Below are 20,047 nucleotides of genomic sequence, written 5' to 3' on the forward strand. Positions count from 1 at the left end.
CGCCATCCGTCAAAAGGCCTACCCAGGCCGTTTGAATCAGCATTAACCATTGAGAGCACCATGACCAACAACGACATCGTACAAAAACTCTGGAATCTCTGTGACGTCCTGCGTGACGACGGCATCAACTACTCCGACTACGTTACCGAACTGGTCATGTTGCTGTTCATCAAGATGGTGCACGAAAACACCGAAGCCGGTGTGCTGAAAAAGCACCCGCTGCCCGAGGGCTGCCGCTGGACCGACCTGAACCGCCTGTCCGGCATCACCCTGCTCGACAGCTACAAACGCATACTGCTGAGCCTGTCGTCCGGGAAGGATGCGGAAGGGAATCGGGTCCACGACGACCCGCTGATCAGCGCCATCTACGCCGATGCCCAGACCCGCCTGCGTGAACCGCGCCACCTGGAACAGATCATTAAGCGCTTTGACGAAATCCAGGACTGGTTCAGCGCCACCAAAGACGGCCTCGGCGACCTATACGAAGGCCTGCTGGAGAAGAACGCGAACGAAACCAAGAGTGGCGCCGGGCAGTACTTCACCCCGAGGGGCTTGATCAACAGCATGGTGCGCTGCGTTCAACCCAAAATTGGCGAGGTGATACAGGACCCGGCCGCCGGCACCGCCGGCTTCCTCGTCGCCGCCGACCAGTACCTGCGCGAACAGACCGACGACTACGACGACCTGAGCGACAAGGACCATCAATTCCAGATCAACAAAGCCTTCGTCGGCATTGAACTGGTGCCCAACACCCGACGACTGGCGCTGATGAACTGCCTGCTGCACGGCATGGAAGGCGACGACGAGGGTGTGGTGCACCTGGGCAATGCCCTGGGCGATGCCGGTAAAGCTCTGCCAGCGGCCGACGTCATCCTCGCCAACCCGCCGTTCGGCACCAGCAAGGGCGGCGAAGCCAGTAACACCCGCGACGACCTGACCTTCAAGACCAGCAACAAACAGCTCGCCTTTCTGCAGCATATTTACCGCAATCTGAAACCCGGTGGCCGCGCCGCCGTGGTGTTGCCGGATAACGTTCTGTTCGAAGCCGGTGTCGGCACCGAGGTGCGACGTGACCTGATGAACAAGTGCAACCTTCATACTATCCTGCGCTTGCCCACTGGCATCTTCTACGCTCAGGGCGTGAAAACCAACGTGCTCTTTTTCACCAAAGGCACGACCGAGAATCCGCGTCAGGAGGAAGACTGCACCCAGAACGTCTGGGTCTACGACCTGCGCACCAACATGCCGAGCTTCGGCAAGCGCACGCCATTCACCGAGGAGTACCTGAAACCCTTCGAAACCGTGTACCACGCGGACACCCGAGAAGAAGGCGACTACGCGTTCAACGCCGAACAGATTGATGTCGACAAAGACGCCGTCGAAGAAAACCAGAACATCGACGACCGGCTCGCCCATTCGCGCTGGCGCAGCTTCAGCCGCGAGTGGATCGCCGAGACCAAGGGTGATTCGCTCGACATCAGCTGGTTGAGGGATAAGGAAAGTGTGGATGCGGCGTCCTTGCCCGCGCCGGAGGTGTTGGCGAAGGAGGCGAAAGATGAGCTTTCAGCGGCGATGAGCGATTTGGAGGCGTTGTTGGGGGCGCTTGAGGGAGAACAGGGATGAGTAGTCAGTATCTCCCAGCGGCAGGTGATGTGTCAGTTTCTAATCAGAAACAGCCGGAAATAGGGCTTCCTTCTGGCTGGACGAGATGTTCAATTAGTGACATAGCAGAAGTAAATCCAAAAAAGATTAATGCTGAACCAGAAGAGTTAGCAGGCTTTGTTCCAATGGCTAATGCTCCAGATACCTATTTTGGTCAGTTAATTATTGAAAAAAAGTTCTGGGGTGATATTAAAAAGTCATATACTAACTTTCGGGATGGGGATGTGATCGTTGCCAAGGTCACTCCATGTTTTGAAAATGGTAAGGCTTCGATTGTTGATAAATTACCGAACGGAATTGGAGCAGGTAGTTCTGAGTTTTTTGTATTAAGGCCACGAATAACTTCTCTATCAAAGCGTTATCTGTTTAGCGTTATTAAATCGCAGAAGTTTTTAAGTGATGGTGCGTCGAATATGACTGGAGCTGTCGGACTAAGGCGTGTACCAAGAGCATTCGTTGAAAAATTTGAGCTGTCTCTTCCTCCCCTAGCCGAACAAAAAGTCATCGCCGACAAACTCGATACCCTACTGGCGCAGGTCGAAACCACCAAAGCCCGCCTGCAACGCATCCCTGACATCCTCAAACGCTTCCGCCAATCCGTGCTGTCGGCCGCGGTGAGTGGGAAGTTGACGGAGGAGTGGCGGTGCACCCCGGTTTTGGTCGATTGGAAGGATAGCAAGGTAGCGCATATAGTAGAAAAAATAGAAGCTGGAAAAAACTTGAAGTGTATTGAGGCTCCACCCCAGAAAAGTGAATACGGAATAATTAAGATTAGCGCGGTTACTTGGGGAATATATGATGAGGAGCAAAGCAAGACCTTACCTGATGAAACTCAGTTTCTGGAAACGCGCCGAATCAACGTTGGAGATTTCTTGATTTCAAGAGCCAATACTATTGAATTACTAGGTAACCCAGTTATCGTGCATGAAGTTACTAAAAATTTGATGTTGAGTGACAAAGTTCTTCGGCTTGTTATGAAAGAAAAAGAGAAGCCATGGATTAGCATATTTCTTAGATCCAGACGTGGCAGAATGGAAATCGAATCTCGATCTACCGGTAATCAGATGTCGATGAGAAATATTGGTCAGAAAGCACTTCTTGATATCGACATCCCACGGCCGCCTGAAAAAGAACAAGCCGAAATCGTCCGCCGGGTCGAAGAGCTCTTCCAATTCGCCGATCAAGTCGAGCAAAAAGCCAACGCGGCGCTGGAGCGGGTGAATAACCTCACCCAATCGATTCTGGCCAAGGCGTTCCGTGGCGACCTCACGGCGGATTGGCGGGCGGAAAACCCGGACCTGATCAGCGGCGACAATAGCGCTGAAGCCCTGCTGGAAAAGATTAAAGCCGAGCGCGAGGCGATGGCCCCGAAAAAGAAGACCCGAAAGAAGAAGGCATGACCGTGCCCCAGCCACCCATACACATCCATGCCACCAAAAAGCTTGCCGCGAAACTGCCGCTGGACGATCTCGGTTTTATCGCCACGAAAAAACCAAGGTTGCGAGCCGTACCGGACGACTCGGGTACGGCCAATCCGCTCAGTGGCTGGCACGCCAACCTGATCACCTTGCAGCGCCGCCAGTGTGTGTTTTTGGTGCACAATGAGACGCGTTTTCCCGTCTTCCTCAAGGCGCTGAAAAAGCCGGACTATGCCTCGTTCGATATGTGGTTCCAGGATGCGTTGATGAATACCCTGCTGAAGTGCGGCGCTATGGATCAACAGCTGGACACGGCCGAGTACTGGTTGTCCGAGATCTGTTTTGATGCGCCCGCTGACCGGTCCGTCCAGGCCACGCTGAACCGGATGGCCGTTGATGTCGAGCATTTGTTATTTTACGACCGTGCCGATCTGGCTGATGTATCCGCCTACAAGCTGGGCGTCTGGTTGGCGGATCGCCCGTGCAGCATTAACAGGCAGAAAGACTGGATATGGCCGGAGAAAGCGATGTTGGATCTATTGGCAGAAGAGCGATTTTCTGAGCCGAGGTGAGGGCAATAGTTTAGTTATGGACAGGCTGAATGGAATCCCGGACTCGAATCAATCATCCATAGGCTGGAGCAGGTGCCTCGGTTAATAAGTATCGGCGCAGCATCTGTTCCTGACGCATAACGTGTACGACAACCACTTGGGTGTCTTCCACGCGATAAAAAACACGACAAGGGCTGACCGTCAATTCACGATAAATAGACTCGTTGAGTTCAACAGGGCACTTTCCCAACAACGGAAAGTCCGCTAGCCGATCCGTTGCCGACATTACCTTCTGTACCAGTCTCCTGGCTGCGAGGGTATTATCGAAAGCGATGTATTCGGCGATGTCGTTGAGTTGATTCAGGGCACTGTCGGTCCAGGTTACGACAGCCATTTTTTCAGTTTCTCTTTGGCTTCGGCTTGAGAGTGTGTGTTTCCAGACAGGATATCTCTCTCGCCCTTGGCCAACCCATCGAGCAATTTGAGTCGACGTTGCAACAGTTCATAGTCGTCGACGTCAACCAAGTACGCGGAAGGTTGGCCATGTTCTGTGATCAGGATGGCTTCCTTGTCACGATGCAATTCATCCAGAATTTTTGTGGCCTGACGTTTCAGGTTAGTGACCTGTTCGATTTTCATGGAAACTCCGCGATTGGGTAGAGTGATACTATAGTGTCACTTCACAGGCTGCTTTGCCATAGTCCACACGGGGCTCGGTTCGAGAGTGTGACGGATATCGAAATAGGCAAGGTCGGGATGGCTTGTTAAACGGACACAAAAAAGCCCGGCTAAGCCGGGCTTCTTCGAGAAATCTGGAGTGGTGCCCAGAGGCGGAATCGAACCACCGACACGGGGATTTTCAGTCCCCTGCTCTACCGACTGAGCTATCTGGGCAAGTCGCTGTGTGCGCTGTTCAGCGCGTCGCGAACGGTGCGTATTAAACGGATTTTCGAACGGGGCGTCAACCCTTTTTTGCCTTAAATCTTTGATTTTTTTGAGCTTTCCTGACGATTGATCAAAAAGCGATCAGTCGTCTTCGGGGACGTAGCCCTCGGCCTGGTCGAAGTCCTCGCCGTTGAGGAACTTGTCCTGCTGCTCCAGCAGGTACTTGCGGGCGGCGGGGTCGGTCATGGTCAGGTGTTTTTCGTTGATCAGGCGGGTCTGGTGCTCCTGCCATTCGGCCCAGGCCTGTTTGGAGACGTTCTCGTAGATGTCCTGGCCTTTGGGGCCGGGGAAAGGGGGCTTTTCGAGGCCTTCGAGTTCTTTTTTGTATTTTTTGCAGTGGACGGTTCGGGTCATTTTTCGGGCCTTGGGTTGGGTTCGGTGGTTATTCAGGTTGTTGGATTACGGCCCTTCGGGCCTAATCCAACCTACGCAAGAGGCTCAGAACAGGTGGTCGAGTAGGTGTTTGACCGGGGCGCTTAGGCCTATCTGTTCGGCGATGCCGGGATGGTACCAGAGGGCGTTTTCGGATACAGCGGGGGGCGTCTGTTCCAGCGGCACGAACAGGGGGTGGATGTTGAGGTGGTAGTGGCTGAAGGTGTGGCGGAAGCTTGGCCAGTCTTCCAGTTGGTCCCGGTGGTCGACGCCTTTCAGGGCGAGGTGGCTTTCGGCCGCGTCGCGGCTGTCGAATTCGGGGAAGGAGTGCAGGCCGCCCCAGATGCCGCTGTTGGGCCGTTTTTCGAGGTGGATTCGGCCGTCCGGCGCCTGCAGGATAAGCATCCAGGCGCTGCGGGTGGGTTTGTCCTTCTTGGGTTTGCTGGCCGGCAGCTCGTGGGTGCGGCCTTCCTGGTAGGCGAGGCACTCTTCCTGCAACGGGCAGGCGTCGCACAGCGGGCGTTTGCGTACGCAAACCATGGCGCCGAGATCCATCATCACCTGGTTGAAGTCACCGACGCGCTCGGCCGGCGTGAGGCGTTCGCTCCAGTCCCACAGGCGTTTCAGGTTGGCGGTGGTGCCGGTCCAGCCGTCCAGCGCGAAAAAGCGCGCCAGAACGCGTTTGACGTTGCCGTCGAGGATGGGGGCGTGGACGCCTCGGCTGAGGCTCAGGATGGCGCCGGCGGTGGAGCGGCCGATGCCGGGCAACTCGGCGACCTCATCGACGGTGTTGGGGAATTCGCCGTCGTGGTGCTCCACCAGGTGTTGGGCCGCCTTGTGCAGGTTGCGGGCGCGGGCGTAGTAGCCGAGGCCGGTCCACAGGTGCAGCACTTCGTCCTGGTCGGCGGCGGCCAGGTGGTGTACGTCCGGAAAGCGCGCCATGAAGCGTTCGAAGTAGGGGATCACGGTGTTCACCTGCGTCTGTTGCAGCATGATCTCCGAAATCCACACCTTGTACGGGGTTTTGTCCTGTTGCCAGGGCAGGGTCTTGCGGCCGTGTCGGTCGTACCAGTCAAGAACCCGCTTTTGGAACCAGGGTGCGTCGCAGTGCATTCGTCCACTCCAGTTGTGAACCGATCGGGCGCAGGGTGTCGTTCAGTCGCTCGGCTACGGTGGGCGCCTCTCGCAGGGTCAGGCCCGGCCAGGTGCCGGACAGGACGCCGAACCCGAAGGATTGGTCGGGCCGGTCGGGTCGCTGCTCCTGCCATTCGCCGTCGGTCAGTTGCCATTGGTTCCGATCGGGGTCGAATGTGAGGGCTTCAGCGTCGAACCGCAGGCTGATGGAGCCATCGGCCCGGGTGAGGCCCACCAGCACGGCGGCATCTTGCCACTCGAAGGCGCCTGGGCTCAAGTCGGCCCGGCCTTCCACGGCCAGGGTAAGGTCTTGGGCCTGGTTCTGGTCTTCACCGCCACTGCGGTAGGAGAGTGACAGTTGGCCGGTGGCTCTTCCCGGTTGAACGGTCAGATCGGAACTCAGGGCACTGACGCGTTGCGGCACGCCCGCCTCGTCCGGAAAGGCGAGGGCGGTGTCCAGCCCGCTCAGGTGCCAGCCGGTGTCGAGTTGGTCGGCCTGTTCGATGGCGCCGGCCCAGTCGAGCCCGCCGGGCAGGGCATCGCCCGGTTCCGGCCAGCGGCCGGACCAGGACAGGTATTCCAGCGACCAGCGGTCGTCCGAATAGGTGCCGCTGCGTAACGCTGTGCGCCAACTGCCGCGCCAGGGGCCCTGGCTGACGGTCCATTGGCCGTTGCCTTCGGTGATCAGCAGGCCTTCATCGCGGCTGCGGACGATAGCGCCGGCCGTCAGGTTCAGACGGTGCCGGTCGCTGACCAGACGGCCGCTGACTTGCCAGTGATACCGGCGGCTGCCGCCAAGGCGTTCGGCGGCGGCTTCGATGTCGTTCCATTCCCGGTCGCCCACCGCCAGCGTGGCCTGCGTCGCGGTCAACTTATGCGGTGCGATGGTGTCGATCAGGCGGACCAGCTGCACCAGGCCATCGGAAGACAAGGCCGCGTCGCTGAGCCACAGCGGCCGGTCGAGCGTCAGTTCGATTACCTGAGGGTTGCCGAGCAAGATGGAGAGTGGGCTGAACGTCAGCTCCAGCCGTTCGGCCGTGAAGTGGCCCGATGAAAAGGCGACATCGGGCGACAACCAGACCAGGCGGCTCAGGCCAGCGTCGTCCGGTTGGGGCCAGTCGACACGGGCCACATCCCCCAAGCGCTCGTTCAGCCAGGATTCGCTCGACCAGGACAGCCAGCGCCATCCGAGGAACAGCCCGAATAAAACAACAAAGCCGGCGAGCCCGAGGGCCAGCCGGCGTTTCAGTACTGAAGTCATGTCAGGGTCAGTCGTCCAGCATCTCCAGATTGCGAACGGCGCCCTTGTCGGCGCTGGTCGCCAGCAGGGCGTACGCTTTCAAGGCGGCGCTGACCTTGCGTTTGCGCGGTCCGGCCGGTTTCCAGGCGTTCGCGCCCTTGGCCTCCATGTCGGCGCGGCGCTTGGCCAGTTCCTCGTCGGAGATGTCAATGTTGATGGTCCGGTTCGGGATGTCGATGACGATGTCGTCGCCCTCTTCGATCAGGGCGATGGCACCGCCGGCTGCCGCTTCGGGCGAGACGTGGCCAATGGACAGGCCGCTGGTACCGCCGGAGAACCGACCGTCGGTCAGCAGGGCGCACGCCTTGCCGAGCCCCTTGGATTTCAGGTAGCTGGTCGGATACAGCATTTCCTGCATGCCCGGGCCGCCTTTGGGGCCTTCGTAGCGGATGATGACCACATCGCCTTCATTCACCTGGTCATCCAGAATGCCTTCGACGGCGGCGTCCTGACTTTCGAAGATGCGGGCCTTGCCGGTGAACTTGAGGATGCTGTCGTCGACGCCGGCGGTTTTCACCACACAGCCGTCTTCGGCGATGTTGCCGTGCAGTACGGCCAGGCCGCCTTCCAGGCTGTAGGCGTTTTCGAGCGAACGGATGCAGCCGTTCTCCCGGTCGCCGTCCAGCGTCGGCCATCGGGTGGACTGGCTGAAGGCTTCCTGGGTCGGGATGCCGGCCGGACCAGCCCGGAAAAACTCTCTCACGGCGGTGTCGTCGGTGCGCATGATGTCCCAGAGTTCCAGTGCGTCGGCCATGGTGGCGGAGTGCACGGTGGGCACGTCGGTGTGCAGTTTGCCGGCGCGGTCGAGCTCGCCGAGGATAGAGTAGATGCCGCCGGCGCGGTGCACGTCTTCCATGTGGTAGTTCGGGTTGTTCGGGGCGACTTTGCACAGTTGAGGAATCTGGCGGGACAGGCGGTCGATGTCGGTCATGGTGAAGTCGACGTCGCCTTCCTGGGCTGCAGCCAGCAGGTGCAGGATGGTGTTGGTTGAACCACCCATGGCGATGTCCAGCGACATGGCGTTCTCGAAGGCTTTGAAGCTGGCAATAGAGCGCGGCAGGACGGACTCGTCCTCTTCTTCGTAGTAGCGCTTGGCCAGGCCTACGATGCGGTGACCGGCTTCCTCGAACAAGCGACGGCGGTCAGAATGGGTCGCCAGGGTGCTGCCGTTGCCGGGCAGGGACAGGCCGATGGCCTCGGTCAGGCAGTTCATTGAGTTGGCGGTGAACATGCCGGAGCAGGAACCGCAGGTCGGGCAGGCGCTGCGTTCGATCTCCGCGACGGTCTCGTCGTCTGCATCGGGGTCGGCGGCGATGACCATGGCGTCGACCAGGTCCAGGCCGTGATCGGCCAGTTTGGTCTTGCCGGCTTCCATCGGGCCGCCGGATACGAAAATCACCGGTATGTTCAGGCGCATGGCGGCCATCAGCATTCCGGGGGTGATCTTGTCGCAGTTGGAGATGCACACCAGGGCGTCGGCGCAGTGGGCGTTGGCCATGTATTCGACCGAGTCGGCGATGATTTCGCGCGAGGGCAGGCTGTAGAGCATGCCGTCGTGGCCCATGGCGATGCCGTCGTCGACGGCGATGGTGTTGAATTCCTTGGCGACGCCGCCGGCTTTTTCGATCTCGCGGGCGACGAGCTGGCCCATATCCTTCAGGTGAACATGGCCCGGTACAAATTGGGTGAAGCTGTTGGCGACGGCGACGATGGGTTTCTGGAAGTCGTCGTCCTTCATGCCGGTGGCGCGCCACAGCGCGCGGGCACCGGCCATGTTGCGGCCGGCGGTTGAAGTCTTGGAACGATACTGAGGCATGGCGGTGTGCGCTCTTTTCAGGGCCGACCCGTCACGGGGACCAGCGGTTGAACGAAGTTTGCCGCCATTGTAATCCAAGCTGGGGTAATAGGAAGTGCAATAAATCCAATGGATTGTTGCATTTTCAGGACTGATGGACGCCACCCTCCGGGTAGCGTCCGAACGCCTGTCAGGGCCAGGTTTCCGTCAGATCGGACAGGGTGTATTGGGTGTCGACGTTCTGCACGCTGCCGCGAATGTAGAGCTCGCCGACCAGCCGCACAGTGCAGACCCCGTCCTGACCGCCATCGACGCATTCGATTTCGAGCTGGTCGAGGCTTTTGCTGACCCCTTCGGAGTTGGTCAGCTCGCTGTCCAGCCAGCTGATGGAGACATCCCGGCTGCCGGCGTCCGTCGGAATGAGCACCGAACCGGTCTTGCCGTTCGGGCCGATCGGTTCGCCGTCCGAAGCCAGCAGGCTCAGGTCGAAGTCATCGTCCTGGTTGGGGCCGTTGTCCAGAATCCGGAGATAGGAGGCGTCGGCCGGCATGATCACCAGGTTGGATTCGGCACCGATCAGATGGCCCTCATAGCCTTCCAGTGACAGGGTATATTCACCGGCCGGCAGAGTATCGGGCAGCGTGAAGGCGATTTCCCGCGCATGACGGTAATGCACACTCTCGGCGTAATAGGTATCAAAGAGGGATGTGGAGGTCAGAGCCAGGCGCAAATCGGCCCGGTCGAGGGACTCCATGTTTTCGCCGAACAGTACGCCGTAGTCGCCGGCCCGAAGCAAGCCGCTGCCGGTGCCGATCAGGCGGGCATCGCCGATCCAGTCGAAATGAGTGCCGGGCAGGGGCAGAACGTCGTCCGGGAAACCGCTGTAGTCGGCGTGGTCCATTTCCAGAGTGACGTCGAACCGGCTGCCGCCAAGCTGATCGATGAGCGGGGTCAGCTCGTTCACGGTGATGCGCAGGTCGGTCCAGGAAAAGTCCGAGGCGTCGTGGACCTGGCTGGCTGTAATCGCCATGCGGGCTGTGTTGCCACTGCGGTCGGAGAGTACCAGGTCCGGGTAGTAGCCGGTGTCGGTCTGGTCGACCAGGTTGGTGCCGTACAGGCGCAGGAAGTCAGTGCCGCTGTCGGCGTAGAGGGTGCGCTCGCCGCTGGACGTGGTCATCTCGGTAATGGCGGCGCGCGGTGCGACATCGAAGACGATCTTCTCCGGCGCGATCAGGATCTGCCAGCCCTGATAGGCCTGATTGACCGCGTTGGCGACCGCCAGCGGTACCGAAGCGCTCTTCGAAGCCTGGCCCAGCCGGTTGGCGACATTGCTGACCAGGGCGCTCTTGGCGTTGCTGGCCAACTGACTCATGCAGACGGCGAATTTGGGGTCGGTGGCGACGCCCTGCAGCTTGTCGAGCACCGGCACGACCAGTGAATCGACGGTGTGGGTGATGACCTGGCTCTGGCTGTTGGCCTGGTCGATTTTCTGCTTCAGGTCGTTGATCAAAAAGAGATAGCTGAACGCATCCGAGCCGCTCGGCGCCATCAGTTCCTTGGCGATGCATTGAACGGTGTCCGTCTCCTCGCCGAGGCCGGTTACCCACTCCAGCACGGGCAACAGCACCCGGTCGAGCAGGGTGCGGCCGAAGACCATTTTGGCGATTTCGGCTTCGCGCTGGGACAGATCGGATGTGCTTTGCCAGCCGAAGCCGCCGGTGATGGCGTTGATCCGGCAGGGTCGCATCTTGCACAGCGACCGGTTGTTACCGCTCAGGTAAGCCACGGTGGAGACGTTCAGCAGGCCCATGCTGTTGCCGCCGAGAATGCCGGCGTCGAAGGCGTGGCTGATGTGGTCGGTCAGCACCTCGCCGCTGCGTTTGTCGACAACCTGCAGGCTGGCGTAGAAGGGGGCGTTGTTCTCGACGCACAGGTCCGATGGCCAGATGTCGTCGGGTTCGTAGAGGTTGCTGAGGTCGCCGCAGGTGAGCAGGTCGCGGTGGGAGCCGACGGACACATTGGCGTAGGTGGCCCGGCCCGGAATGGCGCGCTGGTTGGTGACCTTGACGATGGGTTGGTACAGCGAGCCGCCGGCGAAGATGGCGTCCAGGGTGTCGGAGAGGTAGTCGACGCCCCAGCGCGGTTGAACGGTAGTGGTTGAGGCGCCGGGCTCCCGCCAGGCCAGGCTATCGTCGACTTCGGTCTGGAATTGCGTTTGGGCGTCCTGGGCGGCCTCAGCGTCTCCATTCAAGGCATCGGCCAGGGCGGTCTGAATCTCCGGTAACTGGTCGGCCACCCGCGCGAGCATGGCGGGGATGTCCTTCGCAGCCTGTTCGCCCTGGCCGGTGTGGTAGTCGAAGAGCCAGGTTTCGAGCGTGCTGCGGGCGCCGACACTGACCGTGGTCTGGGCCGGACCGATTCGGGTCGACAGCGACAACGGCCGTTCGTCGTGGTGCCAACGGATCCGGTGTGTGTGTCCCGCGGGCAGCCAGAGTGTGACTGAGCCATCCAGAGCCAGGCTTCCGGTATCGGTCAGACGACTCCACTCGGAAGGTGATTCCAATGACGGTTCGGGTGACAGCGTGACCGGGCGCACTACGGGCAAGGTGTGTTCGTGGCTGCGATCGCGATCGTCCCGCCAATGGAAGGTGTCGCTCAACGGTTGCTTCGGCAGCTTCACGCGCAGCGAATCCGAGGTCTGTTCCAGAATGTCCACTGGCTGTTGGCCCAATTGCAGGTCGGCCAGCCGGTCCAGCGCTTCGCCCGCCAGGGTCACGGCCTGACCGGCTTTTAACGGCTCGCTTACCGGGTAGAAGTAGGGCGCGCCGGCCATCTGGGTCTGTACCGGATACTCGGTCGACCCATAGGTGCCGGCCACCAGGCTGACGCCGTAGGCCATGACTTCGGGCGCGGTCAGTGTGAGGCGACCCTGGACATCGGCATTGACCGGTTGGGCCAGAATACCGTCCGCATGGTGCCACCGCACCCAGGTCGGGGTGCCGTATTGGGCCAGACCGGTGGAGTCGATGACCACGGTCTGACCCGGGATCAGGGTGTCGGGCAGGTCGGTGTGTGCTCGGGGGCTCGCCAGCGCGGTGATGGTGAGTGCCGGGCCGGATTCCGGCTGAACCGGGGGCTGATCCGGCGCCGGATCCTGGTCGTCCGGCAGGCCGTCACCGTCCCGGTCCATAAGCGTATCGCGAAAGGCGGATTCGTAAACGGGCAGAGAGGGCGGCGCGGACGGGTTGGTTTCGGTACCCGTCGGCTCCTGAGTAGTATTTGGCTGTTCGCAACCGGCCACGCCTAGCAGGATCAGGCTCAGGATCGCACTGTGTGTTATGGCTTTCATCACTGCGCCTCCGTGATGGTCAGTTCGATCGGCAGGGCGAGCGTGTTGCCGCCCGGGTCGCTCACGTCGACGATTGCCTGGGTTGTGCCGGTGAAGTCGACGTCACGCACCACCACGTAGCGGGAGTCACTGTACGCCGGTTCGCGATGCGCCTCGCGGTTGTCGTTGGCGATGCGGTCGCCGCAGGAGGCGTCCGTGACGTGCGCGGCGGCGAGATCGCCGTCACTGGCCAGGCGTTGCCATTGACACTGGCCGTCGCCGTAGCTCGTGCCGAGGATCAGCCCACGGGGCGAGTCGTCCAGTCGGAATCCGGAGGCGTCGGCCACGGGGGAGGTGGTCCGATCGAGATTCAGAACCGGGTCGAGACTGGTGGTCGCCTCGTCCAGCGCGACGATGTCCCAGGTGTCGGTGCCGGTCTTGACCGACCAGTAGTAGACACCGCCGTGTTCGACGATGGGGTCGAGCCAGGTATAGGTCTCGCCCGAGGTCGAGTAGAAACCCGAGCCCCAGACGTTCAGGCCGCCGGTCGGATCCCAGGTCAGCACTTCCAGGCCGGTGCCGTCACCGATGCCGGCGACGAGTTGGGTGCCTTCGGTGTTCAGTGCGTAACCGAGGCCGGTACCGGACCAGGTGCGCAGCTGTTGGGCGCCGGTGGCCGGGTCCAGCCGCCACAATTCGGTCTCGCTGGTGCCGGTGTTTTCGACCATGAATATCACCTGGTCGCCCAGTGCCTTGACCGATTCCAGGGTGTAGCCAGTGAGGCTGAACGCCGGGATCACGGTGGAGGTGGTCGACTCGGGGGCGGTACACATCAGGTCCGAAGTGCCTTCCAGACACACCCGGTCGGTGGTGTTGATCATGTAATCGGCAAAGGTGTCGCAGCCAGCGTCCAGGCTGGTCGGCGTCCCAGTGGCGCGATCGATCGCCAACCACATATTGTCTGTGGGGTGACATACGAACAGATCGCCGTTGAACGGATTGGTATGCCGGGCATAGGTCGACGAATAATCCGTGGCCAATGTGGCCGTGGTCAGGGTGTTGTCCGCTTCGAACCAATGCACCTTGTGCTCGGTTGTGCTTTGCTCGGCGAATACCAGTGTTTGAGTCGCGCTGTCGTAGGACAGTTTACGCAGGTCGGCGTCCGTCGCCGCCGTGTGCAACAGCTGGGTTCCACTGTCCGGTCGCCAGCCCCAGAGCCGGTCTTCGTTCGTTGCATCGGACTGGGTGAAGAAAGCGAAGCCTTCCGCCATCCAGGGCACCAGCGAGTTGTTGGCGACGGTCTGGGTGCCCATGGCTTCGACGGTGATGATGCGGGTGTCGATCACCAGGTCCGTGGCGGTCAGCATGGCCATGGCACCGTCCGGTTGGCCGGAGACGGCGTCCAGTGTCAGGCTCTGGTTTTCCGGGTCGGACACGTCATCCAGCAGCTCCGAATGCGGGATCGACAAGACATCGCCGCGTTGCAGACTGTACGTGGGCGTGCCCAGCAAGGTGGGTGTGTCGTCGTCGGCCAGCACCAGGACCTGGATCTGGGCTGTATCGCTCAGGGCCTGGCTGTTGGTGACGGTCACGTCCACGGTCACGGTGTCGTTGGCCACCAGGTTCGGCGCGGTCAGGGTCTGGAAGGCGGGTTGGGCACCGGCGTTCAGGGTCGCCGCCGGCCCCGACGTTTGTTGCCAGTCGAAGCTCAGGCTGCCGCCTTCGGGGTCGAAGCTCGGGCTGGCGTCTAGGTCGCGGGTCTGGGTTTCAACCACGCTCAGATTGGATGCGACAACGATGGCCTCGGGCGCGGAGGCCGCATAGGGTGTCAGGCCAATCAGGGTATGGTTCGGGCCGTCCAGAGCCGCGCCCTCGACGCTTTGCACTTCCAGGCGAAACTGGTCGCCGCTGCCGCCGCCGAGCAGCGTCACCGGAATCAGCTCGGCAGTCTGGCCGGGCTGGATCCAGACCTCGCCGCTGTTGGCGACGAAGTCTTCTCCGGCGACGGCGTTATCGTTGGAGGTCGCCAGTACCTGATATGTGATCTTGATCGGCCGTTCGGCGGGCCGGTCCAGCTCCAGGCTGAGTAGCACCTGTCCCTGGCCGTCCGGATGAGGTTTGGCCGTGGTCAGGTCGCTGCCGACGTAGACAGCGTTGTCCGACGGGGTGCCGGTGCAGGCATTGCGCGGGTCGAGCGGGCAGAGGTCGGTGTTGTCAGCCTGGGTGTCGGCATCCGAGTCGGTGCTCCACGGCAGCGTGTGCCAGCGGAAGGCGCGGACGGCAATTTCCTCGACATTGCTCAGGGTGTCGCCGTCGCTGTCGGCGTTGGCGTCGAGCAGCGAGGCGTCGTTGGCGATTTTCGTAAACGGATCATTGGCAAAAGGATCACCCAACAGCATCAAGCGCAGGCGATAACGCAGGTTCTGACTCTCTTCCTGCCAGGTCGCCAAGTCCTCACCGGTGTGGTGGGTCGGGCATTCATCCTGGAACTGCTGCAGCAAATCCTCGTTGCCTTCTTCGTTGAGCATGGCCCAGTCGTCGTCGCTGATGAAGCAGCCGATGTCGTTGCCGGCCTGGTTGAATTCGAGCTTCGCGCGCAGCCAGGCGCTGCTGTCCCGGCCGCCCGGTACCGCGTTCAGCCAGGTCTGCATCTGGCTGGCGTCGGTCGCCAGATCACCGTCCGGGGCGAGGGCGGTCTGCAGCGCGTCGATCACATCCTGGATGGAGCGATCGGCATAGCGGGCATCCAGATCCGTATTGAATTCCCGTATCCAACTGAGTGAGGCGGGCTGCCCCAGGCGTTGCAGCGGCTGTCCGTCCGCCAGTTGGCCTTCCTGGGCCAGCAGTTGTTCGAGCACCAGCAAGCGAAGCGTCTCGGCCTCGGTGAATGTCGGGGTAACCGGCTGGACCAGTTCGTCCTGCAGCCATTGGGTGTAGGCGGCTTTCCAGTCGGCGACGGTTTGCCAATCGCCGGCGAGGGCCGGGTCGAAGGTGGCCGGGTTGAGATCCTGCCGGGTGGCCAGGTAGAGCAGGTCGATATCGCGTGCCGTCTGCTCGTTCACGGTCGTGGCGATGCCGGCACGGATCAGGGCGGCATCGCCGGCGGGCAGACGCATCTGTGGCCATTGGCCCGCCGCGCGCCGTTGTTCGGCTTCCGACCGCAACCGGGTGGTTTCAACGTCGGTGGCGGTGAGACCGGCCCGATCCAGATCCTCCTGGGTCAGCAGGTCCTCCAACCGCCAGGCGGCATCGCCGAAGAGGGTGGCGGTGCTCAGCCGGTCCGGTGTGAGGCCCATGGCGGTGTCGCCCAGGGTGTACTCGATTTCGTATAGACGGCGTGCGGCCGGGTATTCCTTGTAGCGCTGGCGTTCCTGACGAAGTGCTTCCGAATCGGCCGGGGGCGGGTCCTGCAGGCTGAAGTTCGTCTTGTCGCTGGGGTTGGTGCCGCGCCAGGTTTCGTCTTTGTCGGTCCAGCCGTCTTTGTCGGTGTCGACCGGCTCAGCGCACGCCGACAGGTCGCTTTGGTCGCAGCGCAACCAGAGGTCGAGCACGCTCCAGCCTTCGATGTGGCTTTCCGTGGTCCAGTCGGTTTCATCCAGAGGGTCGAGTCCGAGTTCCGCTTCGACCAGATCCGGGATGCCGTCGCCATCGCTGTCGCGCCGTTCGCCATCGTCATGGTCGGTCGCCAGGGAATAGGTTCGGGTGGCGTTTTCGATGATCGGGCCGGAAAACGATGTCTCGCGCAGTTCGACTTCCAGATCGTAGTCGCCGTCGCGCACCAGAAACAGCCGCTGTTCCACGTAACCGCCGGTGATGCCGTCGCGGTCGTTCGTGGTCAATGTGCGCTCGTTCCACGCATTGGTGCCCAGCCGCCAGCGCAGGAAACGATCGCCGCTGTCCAGTTGACTGGGTTCGACCTGTAATCGGACGGGAATGGTGCCGGTGAAGGCGCCGTCCGCCGGGATCACCCGCAGTCGGTTCGGGCCGTCACTGTCGCCGATGGTTCGATCGGCCGCGTCCAGGCTGATGACGGAGACACCCGGTTGCGGGTCGGTCATCGGCGTCGAGCTGTTGTTCAGACTGTTGACCAGGGCCTGGAACTGGCCGTTCAGGCTGGGAGTTTCGGTCAGGCTCTGATAGTCCTCGATCCACTGGCCGTAACTGTAGCTGGTGACCCGGCCGTCGGCGCCGACCATCCAGAGGTTGGCGGCCTCGTCGTCGAACAGGGCCGAGGCGGAGACCCCGGTTGCGAGAACCAGGCCGGTCAGGGTCATCAGGGTGCGACTGAGTCCGTTCATGAACCACCTCCGGTGTCCGTGGTGTCGTTGGTCTGATAGGTCATCCAGTCCGTGGACCGCCATTCGCGCATCCGCAGATCGTCGTCGAAATAGATCAGCTGGTAACGATAGTCGTGGTCCGGTACCAGGCCGGCACGGTCGTAGTAGGCGATGTCGACATGTGCAAACTGATCGGCATCGGCGATGGCGAAGATGTAGGGGTCACGCAACCGGTGACCGAGATAGCCGGTCCCTTTCTCGTTCTGTTCGACGACCCAGTGCACATAATCGATCAACGGTGAAACCTGGATGTAATCGGACACCTGGCCTTCCGGTGTCCGGGTTTGGCGGAACACCATGAAGGCCAGATCGTCCGCCAGTGCCGATTTGAACTGGGCGAGGCCGCTCGGTCGGCAGATCAGGTCGGTCAGATAGCGCCCTTTGGTCGGTTTGCTGGTGTCGGTGTCGTCACTGTCACCGTAGACGCCGCGCAGATAGACCGGACGGGAGCAGCCGTTAAGGTCGCTGTAGGAGAAATCTCCCAGTGGAATGGCCAGACCGGTGCTGAGCACCACCTGCGGGCTGGCGGTCTGAATGTCGCGTCCGTCCAGCAGAGAAAGGTCCGGCCCCTGCGGCACATCGGCCAGTCCCGGCCAGGGTAGCCATTGCGGGGGCTCGTTATCCTCCGTAGCGCGCGTGTCGCACAGGGCCGCGCTCCAGTCGGAGTAGTGCGGCTGACCGACCTGGGTGCTCGGTGCGAAGGTGCGCAGGCGCACGCACCATTCCTCGGGTGTGGCGCCGAGCGCCGGGATGTCGATCTGGGTGTCCTGCAGGCCGCCACCGCTCAATTCAACGGCCGAGAGTGTTGCGGTAATGGGGTCGATGCCGCCCGGTTCGGTGCGGGTCAGTTCGACTTCCACCATGGATTGGCGTTGGCTCGGCATGCGCCAGGACACGGCCATCTTGTCGCCGATGGGCGTAATGCTGACCGGCCGTGCGGGCGCCAGCGTGATGTTCGACTGGCCGGGGACGTCGCGGCAACCGATCTGGGTGGTCGCCGAGACGTTGTTGTTGGCATCGCGGGTGACGGCGAAACCGCAGAATTCACCGAAACTGTGCTCGTAGTCGAGGCTGGCCTGACCGGTGCCGCAACTGGTTTTCACTGGAACATTGTCGCCGGCGATCTGCTGGTTCAGGGTCACGCACTGATCGGGGCCGGGTGGTGTGACGGTGATGGTCAGCGGACCCTCGACAACGCCGACCGGTGCGGGTACAGGCTTGACGCAGTATTCCGGCACCACCTTGACCCGGCCGGCGCCGCACATGTTCACGCCCGAACCGGAGGGTAAGGTGCAGGCGATCGGCTCGCTGCCGTCGGCCGGTGTGAAGGTGAAGTCGCGTGTGGCGGTGTCAGTGCATTGTGACGTAAAGGTATCGTTCTGGCAGAGGCTGCCGTCGGCATTGCCGATGTTGGCCTCGGTCAGGGTGTAGGTGTCGCCGGGTGCGAAGCCGGTGCATTGCAGAGTCAGTTTGCCGTCCATGGTGTCGGACAGGGTGTCCTCGAACGACCAGACTTTATCGATGCCGGTCTCGACGCTGCAGTCGCAGACGGTTTTTTGTTCATGGGTCACGCTGACGGTCGGCGGGTCGGGCAGGGTGCGGTCCGGAAAATTAACGCGGACCGGTTCGCTCAGCAGGCTCAGACGACCGCCATCGCTGACGCTGGCCAGGCGGTACCAGTATACGAAGCCCTTTTTCTTGGGGGGCTGAGTGTCGATCAGCTTGACCTGTTCGCCCCGCTCGAGCGAAACGGTTTCTTCACTGACATCGATGACCACCGGTGCCGGATCACTGGCGGGTGTGCACTGTTTGTTGTCTTCCCGTTCGGCGGCATCGGCGAAGCCGTCACCATCGCTGTCCTTGAACGCACTGGCGTCCGCGTAGTTGTCGAAACGGTAGACCTGATAGTCGCTGACATCGATCTGGACCCGGCGCGGGGTGTCGGTGGCGCAATCCTCTTCCTCACCGACAAACGCCAGATAGCCATCGGTGTCGGCCGTCGCCAGGTTGCAGAAGCGGCGGTCGCGCCCGTAGGCGGAGCGGTAGCTGTTCAGGTCGATGGCGTCGAACGTCAGTTCGACCTGTTGTTCGGCTTCATTCAGGAAGGGGCGCACGTCCCACGGAGCGGGTGGCCGGGCCTGATCGGGCACGGTGACCAGGGTGGCGCGCGTGGGGCCGTACTGGCCGGCGAAGTCGCGGGGCACCAGGTAGTAGGCGCGGGTGTCGCCGGGTTCCAGCCCGGCGGCGACCAGATCGGCTCGGGTTTCGAGCCATTCGGGTTCGGCCGGGTCGCCGTCCGGTGCGATGGTCAACAGGGTGTCGTTGACCCGTTCGAGGTCGCCGAATTGAACCTGGCCCCGGTTGTCGTGGGGCAGGGCCGCCGCTTCCGTGGCCAGGTCCCGGCTGACCAGGGTCTCGACGTTGTCCCGGGTCCGGTAGAGGTCATAACCGCTGATGATCAGTTGGCTGGCCAGGCGGTCGGCCTGATTGGTACCGCCCGGCAGTGACCAGTTCAGGTTGACGCTGAAATGGTCCCGAAAATCGGGCCGGTCGCATTGGGCCAGAAAGGTCTGCGCGAAGTCGTCGGGGCCAAGCATCGGAGTCGGTGTGGTCGTATCGACCTGAGCCAGGCCCACACGACGGGTATCGCCGGTGGCGTTGTGGGCGATCAGTTCGTACTTGTACTGCCCAGCGGGCGGATCGTCATGCCAGCCGCGATAGCGGGCGATGGCTATGTTGAAGTCCTGGCGTGAAGCCAGTTGGCCCCAGTAGTCCCCGTCGTCCGGATCGGTCAGGGTGTTGTGAATCCTGGTCGCGAACTGGTCGCTGTCGAAATTCAACTGGCCGTCACCCTGCAGGGCGGCTTCCTTGAGTTGCGCGACCGTCTCCAGCAGGCGTCGCTGTTCTTCCGGTCCGTCGTAGAGTGTGCGGATCTGAGCCGGGCTCATCACCGCTTGCGCCGGGAAACTTTTCAGCAGAGTGCCGTCACGGTACAGGCTGAAACTGGCGATGTCGTCCGGTAATTCGCCCTCGACCAGATCCCAGCGCAGATAGACTCGCGTGTCGTTCTGGCCGGCCTGGGTGAGCGATCCCTCGGGCGCCTGGCGGGCGATGAAGTAAAACTGGTTGCTTGCCTGCGCAAGGCCTGCGAGCAACAACAGGAGGACGGTGGATATCAAGTTGCGAAAAATCATTCGGTTCACGC

Annotated in this window: 12 protein-coding genes and 1 tRNA gene; 3 read left to right on the forward strand and 10 right to left on the reverse strand. The window is 61.6% G+C overall.

All coding sequences use genetic code 11. The annotated features are described in order from the left end of the window. Positions 1 to 60: 60 nt before the first annotated feature. Genes IE111_RS05805 through IE111_RS05815 form a run of 3 tightly spaced genes read left to right on the forward strand, consistent with a single transcriptional unit; the run spans position 61 to position 3,652 of the window. A complete protein-coding gene (locus IE111_RS05805; RefSeq protein WP_189607545.1) occupies positions 61 to 1,623 on the forward strand; it encodes a class I SAM-dependent DNA methyltransferase in 1,563 nt (520 codons plus the stop codon). Then, entirely contained in the window at positions 1,620 to 3,062 is a 1,443-nt protein-coding gene (locus IE111_RS05810; RefSeq protein ID WP_189607546.1) for a restriction endonuclease subunit S, read from the forward strand. The genes IE111_RS05805 and IE111_RS05810 overlap by 4 nt, the downstream gene beginning before the upstream one ends. Continuing rightward, a complete protein-coding gene (locus tag IE111_RS05815) occupies positions 3,059 to 3,652 on the forward strand; it encodes a DUF6933 domain-containing protein (RefSeq protein ID WP_189607547.1) in 594 nt (197 codons plus the stop codon). Before IE111_RS05810 ends, IE111_RS05815 begins: the two co-directional genes overlap by 4 nt. A gap of 52 nt (positions 3,653 to 3,704) precedes the next feature. On the opposite strand, the gene IE111_RS05820 is transcribed toward IE111_RS05815, so the two are convergent. The 10 genes from IE111_RS05820 to IE111_RS05865 all read right to left on the reverse strand — a co-directional run bounded on the left by IE111_RS05820 (position 3,705) and on the right by IE111_RS05865 (position 20,036). After that, positions 3,705 to 4,025 carry a type II toxin-antitoxin system RelE/ParE family toxin gene (locus tag IE111_RS05820; RefSeq protein ID WP_189607548.1) on the reverse strand — a complete coding sequence of 107 codons (321 nt, stop codon included), beginning with the start codon at positions 4,023 to 4,025 and terminating at the stop codon, positions 3,705 to 3,707. Further along, on the reverse strand, positions 4,013 to 4,270 hold the full coding sequence (locus tag IE111_RS05825) for a type II toxin-antitoxin system Phd/YefM family antitoxin (RefSeq protein ID WP_189607549.1): 258 nt from the start codon (positions 4,268 to 4,270) through the stop codon (positions 4,013 to 4,015). The genes IE111_RS05820 and IE111_RS05825 overlap by 13 nt, the downstream gene beginning before the upstream one ends. A 179-nt stretch (positions 4,271 to 4,449) precedes the next feature. After that, positions 4,450 to 4,525, reverse strand: a tRNA-Phe gene (locus IE111_RS05830). 132 nt (positions 4,526 to 4,657) lie between these two features. Further along, positions 4,658 to 4,930 (reverse strand): oxidative damage protection protein, encoded by a 273-nt coding sequence (locus tag IE111_RS05835; protein ID WP_189607550.1) that lies wholly within the window; start codon positions 4,928 to 4,930, stop codon positions 4,658 to 4,660. 84 nt (positions 4,931 to 5,014) lie between these two features. Next, positions 5,015 to 6,061, reverse strand: coding sequence for an A/G-specific adenine glycosylase (gene mutY / locus IE111_RS05840; protein ID WP_189607551.1), 1,047 nt, complete (start codon positions 6,059 to 6,061; stop codon positions 5,015 to 5,017). After that, complete coding sequence (locus IE111_RS05845; protein WP_189607552.1) at positions 6,021 to 7,343, reverse strand: AsmA family protein; 1,323 nt, start codon at positions 7,341 to 7,343, stop codon at positions 6,021 to 6,023. Before IE111_RS05845 ends, mutY begins: the two co-directional genes overlap by 41 nt. 7 nt (positions 7,344 to 7,350) lie before the next feature. Further along, complete coding sequence (gene ilvD / locus IE111_RS05850; protein WP_189607553.1) at positions 7,351 to 9,198, reverse strand: dihydroxy-acid dehydratase; 1,848 nt, start codon at positions 9,196 to 9,198, stop codon at positions 7,351 to 7,353. 169 nt (positions 9,199 to 9,367) lie between these two features. After that, positions 9,368 to 12,526: a hypothetical protein gene (locus IE111_RS05855; RefSeq protein ID WP_189607554.1), complete on the reverse strand. Its 3,159-nt coding sequence runs from the start codon at positions 12,524 to 12,526 to the stop codon at positions 9,368 to 9,370. Further along, on the reverse strand, positions 12,526 to 16,803 hold the full coding sequence (locus IE111_RS05860; RefSeq protein ID WP_189607555.1) for a PKD domain-containing protein: 4,278 nt from the start codon (positions 16,801 to 16,803) through the stop codon (positions 12,526 to 12,528). The genes IE111_RS05855 and IE111_RS05860 overlap by 1 nt, the downstream gene beginning before the upstream one ends. Beyond that, positions 16,800 to 20,036: a hypothetical protein gene (locus IE111_RS05865; protein WP_189607556.1), complete on the reverse strand. Its 3,237-nt coding sequence runs from the start codon at positions 20,034 to 20,036 to the stop codon at positions 16,800 to 16,802. The genes IE111_RS05860 and IE111_RS05865 overlap by 4 nt, the downstream gene beginning before the upstream one ends. Positions 20,037 to 20,047 lie beyond the last annotated feature (11 nt).

Source organism: Saccharospirillum salsuginis (assembly GCF_014651855.1).
In the GTDB taxonomy this organism is placed as follows: domain Bacteria; phylum Pseudomonadota; class Gammaproteobacteria; order Pseudomonadales; family Natronospirillaceae; genus Saccharospirillum; species Saccharospirillum salsuginis.

Bases quoted from the DNA above. Each gene is read 5' to 3' on its own strand.
- IE111_RS05845 (WP_189607552.1), bottom strand. From the start codon at position 7,343: ATGACTTCAGTACTGAAACGCCGGCTGGCCCTCGGGCTCGCCGGCTTT.
- IE111_RS05805 (WP_189607545.1), top strand. From the start codon at position 61: ATGACCAACAACGACATCGTACAAAAACTCTGGAATCTCTGTGACGTC.
- IE111_RS05815 (WP_189607547.1), top strand. From the start codon at position 3,059: ATGACCGTGCCCCAGCCACCCATACACATCCATGCCACCAAAAAGCTT.
- IE111_RS05860 (WP_189607555.1), bottom strand. From the start codon at position 16,803: ATGAACGGACTCAGTCGCACCCTGATGACCCTGACCGGCCTGGTTCTC.
- IE111_RS05855 (WP_189607554.1), bottom strand. From the start codon at position 12,526: ATGAAAGCCATAACACACAGTGCGATCCTGAGCCTGATCCTGCTAGGC.
- mutY (WP_189607551.1), bottom strand. From the start codon at position 6,061: ATGCACTGCGACGCACCCTGGTTCCAAAAGCGGGTTCTTGACTGGTAC.
- IE111_RS05865 (WP_189607556.1), bottom strand. From the start codon at position 20,036: ATGATTTTTCGCAACTTGATATCCACCGTCCTCCTGTTGTTGCTCGCA.
- IE111_RS05825 (WP_189607549.1), bottom strand. From the start codon at position 4,270: ATGAAAATCGAACAGGTCACTAACCTGAAACGTCAGGCCACAAAAATT.
- ilvD (WP_189607553.1), bottom strand. From the start codon at position 9,198: ATGCCTCAGTATCGTTCCAAGACTTCAACCGCCGGCCGCAACATGGCC.
- IE111_RS05810 (WP_189607546.1), top strand. From the start codon at position 1,620: ATGAGTAGTCAGTATCTCCCAGCGGCAGGTGATGTGTCAGTTTCTAAT.
- IE111_RS05835 (WP_189607550.1), bottom strand. From the start codon at position 4,930: ATGACCCGAACCGTCCACTGCAAAAAATACAAAAAAGAACTCGAAGGC.
- IE111_RS05820 (WP_189607548.1), bottom strand. From the start codon at position 4,025: ATGGCTGTCGTAACCTGGACCGACAGTGCCCTGAATCAACTCAACGAC.